The 12649-nt window shown below is 74.2% G+C and carries 13 protein-coding genes and 1 pseudogene; 4 read left to right on the top strand and 10 right to left on the bottom strand.

All coding sequences use genetic code 11. The features are described from left to right. Positions 1–86 precede the first annotated feature (86 nt). From ACPC54_RS23265 to ACPC54_RS23250, 4 genes and pseudogenes are all read left to right on the top strand, one after another. Positions 87–602 carry an NUDIX hydrolase gene (locus ACPC54_RS23265; protein ID WP_498967316.1) on the top strand — a complete coding sequence of 172 codons (516 nt, stop codon included), beginning with the start codon at positions 87–89 and terminating at the stop codon, positions 600–602. 58 nt (positions 603–660) lie between these two features. Continuing rightward, positions 661–1515: a TetR/AcrR family transcriptional regulator gene (locus tag ACPC54_RS23260; protein WP_498967314.1), complete on the top strand. Its 855-nt coding sequence runs from the start codon at positions 661–663 to the stop codon at positions 1513–1515. A 143-nt stretch (positions 1516–1658) separates the two neighbouring features. Beyond that, entirely contained in the window at positions 1659–3539 is a 1881-nt protein-coding gene (locus ACPC54_RS23255; RefSeq protein WP_498967311.1) for a hypothetical protein, read from the top strand. Between the two features lie 245 nt (positions 3540–3784). Further along, positions 3785–4291: pseudogene (locus ACPC54_RS23250) on the top strand (TetR/AcrR family transcriptional regulator C-terminal domain-containing protein); the annotation flags it as partial. A gap of 62 nt (positions 4292–4353) precedes the next feature. Here the strand turns inward: ACPC54_RS23250 and ACPC54_RS23245 are convergent. The 10 genes from ACPC54_RS23245 to ACPC54_RS23200 all read right to left on the bottom strand — a co-directional run bounded on the left by ACPC54_RS23245 (position 4354) and on the right by ACPC54_RS23200 (position 12533). Then, complete coding sequence (locus tag ACPC54_RS23245; protein WP_498967310.1) at positions 4354–5307, bottom strand: TetR/AcrR family transcriptional regulator C-terminal domain-containing protein; 954 nt, start codon at positions 5305–5307, stop codon at positions 4354–4356. Between the two features lie 135 nt (positions 5308–5442). Further along, positions 5443–6156, bottom strand: coding sequence for a spermidine synthase family protein (locus tag ACPC54_RS23240; protein ID WP_498967309.1), 714 nt, complete (start codon positions 6154–6156; stop codon positions 5443–5445). Positions 6157–6263: 107 nt separating this feature from the next. Beyond that, on the bottom strand, positions 6264–7310 hold the full coding sequence (locus ACPC54_RS23235; RefSeq protein WP_498967578.1) for a YeiH family protein: 1047 nt from the start codon (positions 7308–7310) through the stop codon (positions 6264–6266). Between the two features lie 50 nt (positions 7311–7360). Further along, positions 7361–7942: a cysteine dioxygenase family protein gene (locus tag ACPC54_RS23230; RefSeq protein WP_498967307.1), complete on the bottom strand. Its 582-nt coding sequence runs from the start codon at positions 7940–7942 to the stop codon at positions 7361–7363. A gap of 76 nt (positions 7943–8018) precedes the next feature. After that, complete coding sequence (locus ACPC54_RS23225) at positions 8019–8924, bottom strand: LysR family transcriptional regulator (protein ID WP_045700099.1); 906 nt, start codon at positions 8922–8924, stop codon at positions 8019–8021. 118 nt (positions 8925–9042) lie between these two features. Continuing rightward, complete coding sequence (locus ACPC54_RS23220) at positions 9043–9912, bottom strand: amino acid ABC transporter permease (protein WP_498967306.1); 870 nt, start codon at positions 9910–9912, stop codon at positions 9043–9045. Beyond that, positions 9909–10553, bottom strand: a complete 645-nt coding sequence (locus tag ACPC54_RS23215) for an amino acid ABC transporter permease (protein WP_498967304.1) — start codon at positions 10551–10553, stop codon at positions 9909–9911. Before ACPC54_RS23215 ends, ACPC54_RS23220 begins: the two co-directional genes overlap by 4 nt. A gap of 13 nt (positions 10554–10566) precedes the next feature. Next, entirely contained in the window at positions 10567–11445 is an 879-nt protein-coding gene (locus ACPC54_RS23210) for a glutamate ABC transporter substrate-binding protein (RefSeq protein WP_498967577.1), read from the bottom strand. Positions 11446–11511: 66 nt separating this feature from the next. Beyond that, positions 11512–12240 carry an amino acid ABC transporter ATP-binding protein gene (locus ACPC54_RS23205; RefSeq protein WP_498967576.1) on the bottom strand — a complete coding sequence of 243 codons (729 nt, stop codon included), beginning with the start codon at positions 12238–12240 and terminating at the stop codon, positions 11512–11514. A 47-nt stretch (positions 12241–12287) separates the two neighbouring features. Next, positions 12288–12533 carry a lipopolysaccharide assembly protein LapA domain-containing protein gene (locus ACPC54_RS23200; protein ID WP_498967302.1) on the bottom strand — a complete coding sequence of 82 codons (246 nt, stop codon included), beginning with the start codon at positions 12531–12533 and terminating at the stop codon, positions 12288–12290. Positions 12534–12649 lie beyond the last annotated feature (116 nt).

Here is a 12649-nt window from a genome sequence, read left to right as displayed (position 1 = left end):
TGCGCCGTCCTCAGCTTGTTCCGTACCGGATTCATGCTTTCCCGATCTTCCTACGCATCGGGCCCGGAAACCTTAACGTGTCGACCATGAGCAACCCCGCCGAAGAAGTACTGGACATCGTCGACGAGCACGACCGGGTGATCGGGACCGCCCTGCGCGGGGAGGTGTACCGGCAGGGCCTGACCCACCGGTGCGTCTTCGTGATGGTCCGCGACCCGCGCGGCCGGATCTTCGTCCACCGCCGCACCGACACCAAGCTGTTCTCCCCCGGCGCCTACGACATGTGGGTCGGCGGCGTGGTCGGCTCCGGCGAGACCTACGCCGAGGCCGCCGTCCGCGAGGCCCAGGAGGAGCTGGGCGTGGAGGGCATCGTCCCGCGCCCGATGTTCAAGTTCCTCTACCAGGACGACGCGGCCGGCCTGTCCTGGTGGTGCGACATGTACGAGGCCGAGTGGGACGGCCCGGTCTCCCCGCAGGTGTCCGAGGTCGCCTGGCACGACTGGATCACCCCCGCCGAGCTCGCCGAGCGGCTCACCCGGGACACCTTCGTCCCGGACGGCATCGAGGCCTACCGCCGCTACCAGGAGCTGCGCGCGGGCTGACCCGGAGCACGGCGACGCCGCATGGGCGTTCGAACGCCCGCCTTATAGGGTGGCGCGCATGGCCTCCCGTACGCCGTCGCCGACGGCCGACCGCGTTGCACGGACCGCCGCAGCCGACCGGGGCGCGACCGGCGAGCGGCCGCGCCGGCGGCTCAGTGTGGACGAGCGGCGCGAACAGCTGATCGCCGTCGCCCTGGAGCTGTTCAGCCGGCGCCCGCCGGAGGAGGTGTCGATCGACGACATCGCCGCCGCCGCGGGCGCCTCCCGACCGCTGGTCTACCACTACTTCCCCGGCAAGCAGGCGATCTACGAGGAGTCCCTGCGCCGGGCCGGGCAGGAGCTGTCGGCCCGCTTCGAGGAGCCGATGGAGGGGCCGCTGTCCGAGCGGCTGTACCGGGTGATGGGCCGCTACCTGGACTTCGTGCACAGCCACGGGCCCGGCTTCGCCGCGCTGCTGCGCGGCGGCTCGGTGGCGGCCAGCGCGGACACCTCGGCCGTGATCGACGAGGTCCGCCGGGCCGCCCACGACCAGATCCTCTCCCACCTCGCGCTCCCCGCGCCGAGCCCCGGCCTGCGGCTGGCCGTCCGGGCCTGGATCGCCAACGCCGAGATCACCTCGCTGGAGTGGCTGTCCGAACGCTCGGTGCCGCTGGAGGAGTTGCAGCTGCACCTGGTGCAGGAGTTCGTCGCCGCGCTCACCATCACGGCCGCCCGGGAGCCGGCGCTCGCCGCCGAACTGGCCGGGTTCTTCGCCGACGAGCGCCCGGACGGCCCGACCGGGCGCCTGGTGCGGGACCTCGCCGGGCTGTTCGCCGTCCCCGGCCTCCCGGAGGCGGTCACCGCGCTGGCCGCCGGCACCGCGCCCGAGGAGTCCCCGCAGGCCACCGAGGGCGGCGCCGGGACGGCCGGCTGACGATCACCGGATGATCCTGCGGTTCAACCGGAGCGGCGGCCTCTGATAGGAATGGGCGGGGATCCGACGGCACGCCGCCCCGGGCGCGACCGGTCCGACCCGAACCACCGACGGCAGACGCAGCAGAGCGGGGGGCTCACCAGGTGACCCAGGACGTCCAGTTCAGCCCGGAGGCCAACCCCTTCGCGGCCGCGGAACAGGTCTGCGCGACCCTCGGCACACTCACCGACGCCCTCTTCGACCACCGCACCACCCGCCACCCGGCGGCCTCGCTGACCGCCCTGCGCGCGGCGGCCCCGCACCCGGCCGCCGAAGCGCTGTTCGGGCTCCCGCTGGCCCCCAACGGGCCGGTGCACACCACCCTCGACCGGCTCGGCACGGTGATCACCGCCGGCACGGCCCGCCCCGGCAGCGGCGCGCGCCTCGCCGACCGGGCCACCGCCGACCTGCACGAGCGCTACGGCGGCGGGGCGGTGCGCGGGGCCATCGCCGACCGGGGCACCACCTCGGCCGCGCTGTTCCAACTGCCCGTCACCGGCGAGTTCGCCGACGCCAAGCTGCGCCCGCCGTTCACCCCGGCGCTGGCCGCGCTCGCGGCCGGGCAGCAGACCCGGCAACCCGTCGAACTGCCCACCGGCGCGGGCGCCGAGGTCCGGCTCGTCGTCCCGCCCGGCTTCCACCCGCTGACCTCCCCCGGCGGGCCCGCCGGGGCCACCGCCCGGACCGTCCCCGCCCGGGAGCCCGGCGCGGCCGGCACCGGCGCGGCCGGCACCGACCCGGCCGCGCTCGCGGCGGCCGAGGAGCTGTCCGGGCACCTGGGCGAGGTCGCCGACGAGCTGTTCGGCGGCGCCGGCCGGGAGCCGCGCCGCGACTTCGCGGTGATCGCCGCCACCCTCGCCGACCTCCTGCAGGACTCCGGCACGGCCTACGCGGGCGTCTGCGCCCTGGAGTCGGACGGCCGCGCCACCGACGCCACCCTGGTCGTCTCGCTCGCCCGGCACCCGCTGCCGATCACCGCGCTCGCCACCGAACTGGCCACCGTACGGCGGCACGCCGAGGTGTGGACGGTCCTGCTGCCGGCCGGGCCGGCCGCCGTCCTGGTCGAGGGGCGGACCGTCCCGGTGCCCGCACCGCTCGCCTCGGACGGGCAGCGGCGCTGGGTCGTCACCTCGGTGGTCGAGGCCTTCGTGCCGCTGCCGGACGGCGGCACCCTGCTCTGCGTCCAGCTGTCCACGGCGCGGCCGGAGGACTGGGAGCTGTACACCGACGCGTTCGCGGAGCTGCTGAAGAGCATCCAGTTCGGCTGGGACGGCGAGCCGGTGCGGCCGGCGGCCGTGCCCGTGCCCGCCGCCGTTCCCGACGCCGCACTCGCGCCCGCGCCCGCGCCGGCCGAGGCGGAGGTGCCGGAGCTGCCGGTGGACCTGCGCGGCACCCCGGTGCGCGTCCCGCCCGCGGACTTCAACCCCTTCGCGCCGGTCGCCGAGCCCGCGCCGGCCGCCGAACCGGCTGCGCAGCCGGTGGTGGAGCCGCTGTCGGCCGCGCCCGCCGCGGAGCCCACCGCGGAGCCCGGCGCCGAGGAGGAGCAGAAGCCGCGCAAGGGCACCCCGGTCATGATCCCCCCGCCGGACTTCGACCCCTTCGCCCCGCCGACCATGCCCCTCACCCCACCCGCCGAACCCGCCGCGGCGGCCGGAGCGGGCGCGGCACCCGACCCGTTCGGCACGACGGTCGCGGCCGAGCAGCCGCGCGACCCGTTCGGCACCACCGTCGCCTCGGACGGCCCGGCCGTCCCGCCGCCGCCCAGCACCCCGCCGCGCATCCCGGCCCAGGCCGCGCCCGCCGCGGAGCCCGCCGCCGAATCCGCCGCCGAGGACGAGCCGAAGCCCCGCAAGGGCACCCCGGTCATGATCCCCCCGCCGGACTTCGACCCCTTCGCCCCGCCGACCATGCCCCTCACCCCGCCGGACGAGCCCGCCGCGGACGCCGAGGCGGACCGGGCACCGGAACACCGCCCCTTCGGCTGAGCCCCGGCGGCCGCACCGGTCGATCAGCGCCGTCCCGTGCTCCCCGTACCGGGTGCCCAGGGCCCCGGTGCCGGGGACGGCGGCGGCGATGTCGCCGAGGTCGGCGTCGCTCAGCCGCAGGTCCAGGGCGGCCAGGTCGTCGCGCAGGTGGCGGCGGCGGGAGCTGCCCGGGACGGGACGACGTCGCCGCCCCTGGTCAGCGGCCAGGCGAGGCCGAGCCGGGAGAGCGCCGGCCGTCAGGCCCCAACAAGACCGAACTGCTGCGCGCGGTCGCCGACCGGGTCCTGCTGGCCGCCGTGGAAGGCCACCGCCCCGAGGGTGACTGGAAGCAGCGCATCACCGCCCTGGCCCTGCGGCTGCGCGAGGCCTTCGGCGAGCAGCCCCAACTCGCCACCGTGTGGGGGCGGTACGCGTCCGGCGGCACCGGATCCCGGCTGGTCATGGAGGAGTTGCTGCAGGCCCTGCGCGCGGCCGGCCTGCCGGACCGGGACGTCCCGGTGCGGTACCACCGCCTGGTGATCCTGCTCGCCGCACTCATCGCCGCCGAGGCCGACATCGGCGGCATCACGCCCACGGAGTACGAACAGGCCATGGAACAGTTCCGCGTCGCAGTGCTCGGCGCCGACCCCGAGCGCTTCCCCGCGCTGGCCCACTTCGCCCGCGAGGTCCGCCCGCTCGGGGCGGACCGCCGCGCCGCGTTCGAGGAGATCCTCGCCGCCCACCTCCGCGAGATCGAGGCCCGGATCCCCTGACCCGCCGCCGGGTCACGCGCGCTGTGTGGCGCGCCCGCCGTACGGCCGGGCCCGCCGCACCGTCAGGCGCGCCCGGCCCGCGCCTCGATCACCGCGCCGAGCCCGTCCAGCATCCGCGCCGTCCCGAACTCGAACAGCGCGTCCAGCCCCAGGTCGAGTTCCGGCCCGCGGTTCAGCGCGTCGAACACCGGGAACCTCTCCGGGTCCGCCATCAGCCGGTCCCGGTCCTCGTTGTGGATCCCGTTCATCCACTCGTCCGCGGACATCCCGCTGTCCTGCTCGGCCTGCTCCTCGCGCTCGAAGTGGACGGCCAGCCCGCAGGTGAAGGCGGCCAGGCTCACGGCGGCCTGGGCCGCCTCCTCCGGGGTCAGCCCGGCGCCGATCAGGCCGGCGATCGCCCGCTCGGTGTGCACCGCCGCGTCCGGCGCCAGCACCGGCCGGGTGAAGGACATGGTGGACGCCAGCCAGGGGTGCCGCCGGTAGATCCGCCACTGCAGCCGGGAGATCTCCTCCAGCCGCGCCCGCCAGCCCGGCGCCGGCGGGTCCGGCAGCGGCTGCTCGCCGAACACCCGGTCCATCATCAGCCGCAGCAGCTCGTCCTTGCCGGGCACGTGCCGGTAGAGCGACATGGTGGCCGCCCCGAGCTCGCTCGCCACCCGGCGCATCGACAGCCCGGCCAGGCCTTCCGCGTCGGCCACCCGGACGGCCACCTCGACGATCCGCTCCCGGCCGAGCTCACGGTCCCCGCCGCGGGCCCGCCGCGCCCCGGCCGCCTCCCCCTGCGGCGCCACCGCCGGCCGCACCTCCCGCACGGGCTCCGGCACGGACTTCGCCCCGGCCACCACCGTGCCGACCCCCGGCACGGCCCGGACCAGCCCCTCCTCCCGCAGCCGGGTCAGCACCTTGGTCGCGGTGGCCATCGCCACGCCCCACTCCCGGGTGATCCGCCGGGTGGACGGCACCCGCGCCCCCGGCGCCAACTCCCCCGCCACGATGCGTCGTCGCAGCTCGGCCACGATCCGTTCCGAAGGCGTCCCGGCCTCGGCCACCGCCCACCACCACCCTCCAGCGCGCCCCGACCAGCCGACAACCGATGCCGCCGAAGGGAGTTGACGGTCAGTCAACTCCCTTCACGGGCGGCCTGGTTCAGCTCAGCCCGCGGCCCGCCGGGCCAGGTGCACCACGTCCGGCACGCCCCGGCTGACCGGGATCTCGTGCGTCACCACGTCGGAGAAGCCCGCCCCGCGCAGCGCCTCCTCGAAGGCCGCCGAGGGCTGCGCGCTCCACACCGCCAGCACCCCGCCCGGCCGCAGCCGCCGCCACAGCGCGGCGAGCCCGTCCGCGCCGTACAGCCCGTCGTTGGAGTCGGTGACGGTCCAGTCCGGGCCGTTGTCGATGTCGAGGCACAGCGCGTCGTAGCGCTCGCCGTCGCCCGCCGCGAGGTGCTCCAGCAGGTCGGTGTGGAGCACCGCGACCCGCTCGTCGTCCAGCGCGCCCCCGGAGAAGGCACCGAGCGGCCCACTCCGGTGCCAGTCGATGATCGCGCTCTCGCGCTCGACGACGGCGATCCGCCCCCAGCGCGGTTCGGCCGCCGCGTAGGCGAGCGAGAAGCCGACCCCGAGGCCGCCGATCAGGACCGAGGGCCGTTCGACGGCGCCGCCGGTGCGCTCCAGCTCGTCCAGCGCCGCCTGGATCAGCAGCCGCTCGGAGCGGCCGTCCACGGTGTCCATCAGGAAGCAGCCGTTGACGATGATCTCGAAGTGCTGCCCGCGCTGCCGCAGGACCGCCTCGCCGTACGGGCCGTCCCGGCGGTCGAGGGTCACCACGGCGTCGTCGCCGTTGCGTTCGGGCAGTGCGGTGGTCATCCGGCTTCCTCGGCGAACTCGGGTGGCAGGGGCTCCCGGTCGGGCGGGTGCGACCGACCCGACCGGGTACCCGCCCGACAATAGCGGAGCCGCCGGTACGCCCCCGGTCAGGTCGTGACCAGCACTCCCGCGTACGAGACGCCCGCGACGACCACCCAGGAGGCCAGCCCGAGCAGGGCGATCCGCCCGCCGGTCCTGATCATGGTCGGCAGGTGCACGGCGCTGCCGAGCCCGAACAGCGCGGCGGCCAGCAGCAGTTCCTGGGCGTCCCCGGCCAGGCCCAGCGCCCGCTCGGGCAGCACCCCGGTGGTGCGCAGCACGATCATCGCCAGGAACCCCGCCACGAACAGCGGGACGATCGGCGGCCGCGCGCCCGCCTTCGCCGCCCCGGCCCCGGCCTCGCTCCCGGCGTCCGCGCCGGCCCGGCCCTTCACCCACCGGGCCTGCCGCCGCACCGCGACGGCCACCCCGGCGACCAGCGGCGCCAGCAGCACGACCCGCATCAGTTTGACCAGCACGGCCTCCCGCAGCGCCCCCGCCCCGCCGCTCTGCGCGGTGGCGACGACCTGACCGACGTCGTGCACGCTCGCGCCGACCCACCGCCCGAACTCCACGTCGCCGAGCCCGAGCGGGTGCTGGAGCAGCGGCAGTACGGCGATCGCCAGCGTCCCGCACAGGGTGACCAGCGCGACCGAGGACGCCACGTCCTCCTCGTCGCTGCCGGCCGCCTGGCTGACCGCGCCGATCGCCGAGGCGCCGCAGATCGAGTACCCGGTGGCGACCAGCAGCGGCTGGTCCCCGGGCAGGCCGAGCCGCCGTCCGAGCCAGAGCGTCCCGGTGAAGGTCGCGGCGACCACCGCGAGCACCATGGCGACGGTGGCCCAGCCGAGGCCGAGCACGTCGCCCAGGCTGAGCTTGAGCCCGAGCAGGACGATGCCGAGCCGCATCAGCCGCTTCCCGGCGAGCGACAGCCCCGACCGGGCGACCCCGCGCACCACCGGGCGCAGCCCGGGCAGGTGGGCGGCCGCCATGCCGAGCACGACGGCCGCGGTGAGCTTGGGCACGGCCGGGACGGCCGCGTGGACGCCGATCGCGGCGGCCACCCCGGCCGCCGCGAGCAGCAGGCCGGGGGTGTCCCCGCCGAGCGGGGGCAGCGAGCGGGTCCGGACGGCGCGCTGCTTGAGGGTGAGTGCCACGCCGCCGCTCACTGCTCCCGGTCGGCGGGCAGCCGGTAGACCCGCCGGATGCTGGTGCCGAGCCGGGAGACGTCCGCGCCGTACACGTGGATGGAGATGGCGGTGGTGCTGCACGCGTTGCGCACCAGGTGGATGTCCCCGGGCGGCGCGAAGGCGGCGACGCTGCCGGCCGGGCCGGCGACGTGCTCGGTCTCGACGAGCCGGGCGGTGCGGCCGTCCGAGACCAGCCGGTAGCGGGTCTCCGACTCCTGGCCCTGGTGGACACCGGCCACGCACCAGGAGACGTGGTCGTGGATGCAGGTCTGCTGCCCGGGCAGCCAGACCAGGGCGACGACGGAGAAGCTGCCGTCCTCCTCGGCGTGCACGACGTGCTGGCGGTAGCGCTGCGGGTCGCCCTCCTGCTGGGCGGGGGTGAGCAGCGCGTCCGGCCCGTCCGGTGCGGCCAGCAGGTGCGGGGCGAGGCGTTCGCCGACCAGGTAGGCGGTGAGTTCCGGCGGCAGTCCGCGGTCCACCACGGCCCGGATCTCGCTGATCAGCGCGGTCATCCGCTCGGTGAGTCGGTCACTGCCGACGGTGGAGGGGGGTGTCATGGGAGCAGACTCGAACGAACCGACCCATCACGTCCAACGAGGGTTTCTAAGCGATACCCCCATCACCGCTTATAAGTCAGCACCCGACCCGACTCGCCGCCGCCCGCCGCAGGTGGTCCAGCACCAGCCCGGTGGCGGGGATGCGCCGGTGCTCGCGCAGCACGTAGGCGCTGACCTGCCGCCGCAGGTGCGGCTCGACGGCCCGCCCGGTGACCTTGCGGTGGCACATGAAGGAGAGCACCAGCGCGGGCATCAGCGCGATCCCGACCCCGGCGGCGACCAGGCTCTGCACCGCGAGGTTGTCGTCGGTGGAGAACACGATGTCCGGCGCGAAGCCCTCCTCGGCGCAGACCTGCAGCAGGTTGGCCCGGCAGCGCGGGCAGCCGGCGATCCACCGCTCGCCGTCGAGGTCGGCGAGCCGGACGGCGTGCCGGCGGCCGAGCGGGTGCCCGACCGGCAGCAGCACGGTGAGCAGGTCCTCCATCAGCGGGATCTCGTCGAGCCCGTCCGGCACCTCGGTGGGTGCGCCCGGGTAGCGGAAGGCCAGCGCGATGTCGCACTCCCCGCGCAGCAGCCGCTGGACGGAGTCCGGCGGCTCGGCCTCCAGCAGTTCGACCCGCACGCCGGGGTGCTCGGCGAGCAGGCGGGCCATCGCCTCGGGTATCAGGGTGGCGTTGGCGCTGGGGAAGGCGCAGACCCGCACCCGCCCGGCGCGCAGCCGGGCGAGCGCGGCGAGCTGCTGCTGGGCGGCGGAGAGGCTGCCGAGGATGAGCTCGGCGTGCCGGGAGAGCGTCTCGCCGGCCTCGGTGAGCCGCAGCCCGCGCCCGGCCCGGGTGAACAGCGGCACGCCGACGGTGCGTTCCAGGGCCTTCATCTGCTGGGTGATGGCGGGCTGGGTGTAGCCCAGCTCCCGCGCGGCGGCGGAGTACGAACCGGCCCGGACCACCTCGTGGAACGTCCTGATGTGCCGCGAGTCGAACACCGGCTCCATGGCCCCTCCGCCCGGTCGTCTGCCGTCGATCCTCGCAATCATAAGAGGAGTTTGGAGATACCGGCCCGGACCCCACCCGCACCTATGGTTCAAGCGCGAACCGCTCGGCTCACTGCTGCACCGACGGCGGCAGCCCCATCGCCACCCCGGCCTCGGCCACCGGCGCCCCGCCCTTGGCGCTCGGGCTGCGCCGGCTGCGCCGCTCGACCCAGCGGGCCAGCCAGGACAGCAGCAGGCACATGCCGATGTAGATCGGCGCGATGACGATCACGACCGGGATGAACGGCAGGTCGTAGTCCAGGTTGGTGGCGATCAGCTTGCCCGCGTGCAGGAACTCCTCGTAGGTGATCAGGAATCCGAGCGAGGTGTCCTTGAGCGCGACCACCAGCTGGCTGATGATCGCCGGCAGCATCGCCCGGTTGGCCTGCGGCACCAGCACGTACGCCATCACCTGGGTCTTGCGCATCCCGAGCGCGTACGCCGCCTCCCGCTGCCCCTTGGGCACCGCGAGGACGCCGGCCCGGAACACCTCGGCCAGCACCGAGCCGTTGTACAGCACCAGCCCGGCCACCAGCGCCCACAGCGGCTGCACCTTGAGGGCGACGAACACGAAGAAGATCATCACCAGCACCGGCATGGCCCGGAAGAACTCCACCACCAGGGTGGAGAGCCAGCGCACCACCCGGTGGTCGGACAGCCGCCCGGCGGCGAACAGCGCGCCGAAGGGCAGCGCGAACAGCACCGTCCAGCCGAAGGCCCGCAGGGTGTTGCCGAGCCCGCGCAGCAGCAGGTCCTGCACGCCCCGGTACTCGAAGGGCTCCCACTTGGCGTAGGTGAACTGGTGGGTGTGGAACAGCATGTAGACCACCCAGCCGACCAGCGCCGCGATCAGCACCAGCGCGATCCCGCCGTACAGCCGGTGCCGGGCCAGTGCCCTCGGGCCGGGGATGTCGTACAGCGCGGAGGACTCCACGGTCATCGGGACACCGCCACTCGTCGTTCCAGCAGGTTGAAGACGGCGCTGACGGCCAGGGTGATGATCAGGTAGCCGACCGCGATCCAGACGAAGGTCCAGATGATGCTGTAGCCGAGCTCGTTGATCGTCCGGTAGGTGCCCAGCAGCTCGGTGACGCTGAACGAGCCGGCGATCGCCGTGTTCTTCGCCAGCGCGATCATCACGCTGCCGATCGGCGCCACCACCGAGCGGTACGCCTGCGGCATCACCACCAGGCCCATCGTCTGCCCGAAGCTCATGCCCAGGCTGCGGGCCGCCTCGCCCTGCCCGGTCGGCACGGTGTTGATGCCCGAGCGCATCGCCTCGCAGACGAACGCCGAGGTGTAGCAGCCGAGCGCGAGCACCGCGAAGGTGTAGAAGGGCAGCGTGATGTCGAAGCGCGGCAGGCCCAGCACCACGATGAAGAACAGCAGGGTGAGCGGCGTGTTGCGCAGCACCGTCACCCACACCGTGCCGAACACCCGCAGCGGCCGGACGGGCGAGACCCGCAAGCCCGCGATCAGCACCCCCAGCACCAGGGACAGCACGCCGCTCACCGCGAACAGCGAGAGCGTGCCGAGGAAGCCGTCCCAGTAGGTCGACCAGTTGTCGGTCAGCGTCTTCACAGCGCGGCCCTCCTCAGTACCGGTCGATCGGCGGCGGGGTCGGCGCGGGCTCCCCGGACAGGCCGAGGGTCGCGTCGAAGGCCCTCTTCCAGTCGCCGTTCTGCTCGTGGTTCGCCAGCGCGTCGTTCAGTGCCGCCCGCAGCACGGTGTCGTTCTTCGGGGTCCCGATCCCGTACGGCTCCTTGGAGAACAGCGGCCCGACGACCTTGAGCTCGTCCGGCACCTTGGCCGCGTAGCCGAGCAGGATCGCGTTGTCGGTGGTGACGGCGTCGACCTGGTTGGTGATCAGGTTGTCCACGCAGGCCGAGTAGGTGTCGTAGCCGATCAGGTGCGCCTTCGGGTACTGCGACTGGATCCGCTGGTACGGCGTCGAGCCGGCCGCCGAGCAGACCTTCTTGCCGTTCAGGTCCTGCGGCCCGTGGATGCCGTCGTCGTTCTTGCGCACCAGCAGCGACTGCCCGGCGACGAAGTACGGGCCGGCGAAGCCGACCAGCTTCTTGCGGTTGTCGTTGATGGTGTAGGTGCCGACGTAGAAGTCCACCTGGCCGTTCTGCAGCGCGGTCTCGCGGTTGGCCGAGGCGATGGTCTTGAACTGGATCTTCTCCGGCGGGAAGCCGAGCGAGGCTCCGAGCATCTTGGCGATCTCGATGTCGAAGCCGGAGTACACGCCGGTGGCCGGGTTCTTCTGGCCCAGGTACGGCTGGTCCTCCTTGGCGCCGACCACCAGGTGGCCGCGGGCGCGGGCGGCGTCCAGGGTCGGCGAGCCGGTGATCGACGAGGCGTCCTGCACCTGGTAGCTGGGCAGGGAGCTGGGCTGCGGGCCCTTGGGCGGCGGGGTGCCGGCCTTGCCGCAGCCGGCCGCGAGGACGGCGAGCAGCAGCGCGGCGGCCAGCCGGCGCGTGCGCTGGCGGGTGCGCGCCCGCGCGGCGCGCGTCGTCGTACGGTTCACGGCGCCGCCTCAGTGCTTCAGGATCTTGGACAGGAAGTCCCGGGCGCGTTCGCTCTCGGGGGCGCTGAAGAAGTCCTCCGGGGCGCGGTCCTCGACGATCCGGCCGTCCGCCATGAAGACCACCCGGTTCGCGGACGCCCGGGCGAAGCCCATCTCGTGGGTGACCACGATCATGGTCATGCCCTCGTGGGCGAGCTGGCGCATGACGTCCAGCACCTCGTTGATCATCTCGGGGTCGAGCGCCGAGGTCGGCTCGTCGAACAGCAGCGCCTTCGGCTCCATCGCGAGGGCCCGGGCGATCGCCACCCGCTGCTGCTGGCCGCCGGACAGCTGCGCCGGGTACTTGCCGGCCTGCGCCGCGAGGCCGACCCGCTCCAGCAGCGCCCGGGACTTGGCGTCCGCATCGGCCTTGCCCCGGCCGCGGACCTTGATCTGGGCGAGCGAGACGTTCTGCAGTACGGTCTTGTGCGCGAACAGGTTGAAGGACTGGAACACCATGCCGACCTCGGCGCGCAGCCGGGCCAGGCCCTTGCCCTCCTCGGGCAGCGGCTCGCCGTCGATCAGGATGGTGCCGCGCTCGATCGGCTCCAGCCGGTTGATCGCCCGGCAGAGCGTCGACTTGCCGGAACCGGACGGGCCGATCACCACGACCACCTCGCCGCGGCCGACCGTCAAATCGATGTCCTGCAGCACGTGCAGGTCCCCGAAGTGCTTGTTGACGCCGCGCAGTTCGATCAGCGGGGTGAAGGCCGACGACCCGGCCGGGGCCGGCTCGGGAGTGGTGGTCACCGGCCGCGCCTTCCCTTCAGCAGCCAGCCCAGCACGGCGCCCGCGATCAGGGTGGCCAGCAGCGCGATCCACAGCGGCGCGGTGACGGTGAACACCCAGAACTGGATCTTCACCTTGTCGAGGTTGGCGAACAGGAACCACACGGCGAGGATCACGATGACGCCGATCCCGATGTACCTGGTGGGAATCCCACCGATCTCGCTGCGCTGTGGGCGGGCCGAGCCGTCTGAAATCTTGGTCACCGGAGCAGTCTGCGGGCGGCGGCACCGATTTGCCCGGCTACGCGCCCTTCCGGGCGGGCGAGTAACCCGCACGGGGCAATCCTGCCCCGTGCGGGTTTGAGCCCGGCCGACGACGC

It is taken from the genome of Kitasatospora sp. NPDC094028 (assembly GCF_049543595.1).
Lineage (GTDB): Bacteria > Actinomycetota > Actinomycetes > Streptomycetales > Streptomycetaceae > Kitasatospora.
Note: the sequence above shows the minus strand (reverse complement) of the source record. Positions and strands in the feature narration are given on the sequence as shown.

What these genes read in the sequence shown, in the direction of transcription:
- ACPC54_RS23265 (WP_498967316.1), top strand. Translation starts at nt 87, where the DNA reads ATGAGCAACCCCGCCGAAGAAGTACTGGACATCGTCGACGAGCACGAC.
- ACPC54_RS23260 (WP_498967314.1), top strand. Translation starts at nt 661, where the DNA reads ATGGCCTCCCGTACGCCGTCGCCGACGGCCGACCGCGTTGCACGGACC.
- ACPC54_RS23240 (WP_498967309.1), bottom strand. Translation starts at nt 6,156, where the DNA reads ATGACCACCGCACTGCCCGAACGCAACGGCGACGACGCCGTGGTGACC.
- ACPC54_RS23230 (WP_498967307.1), bottom strand. Translation starts at nt 7,942, where the DNA reads ATGACACCCCCCTCCACCGTCGGCAGTGACCGACTCACCGAGCGGATG.
- ACPC54_RS23220 (WP_498967306.1), bottom strand. Translation starts at nt 9,912, where the DNA reads ATGACCGTGGAGTCCTCCGCGCTGTACGACATCCCCGGCCCGAGGGCA.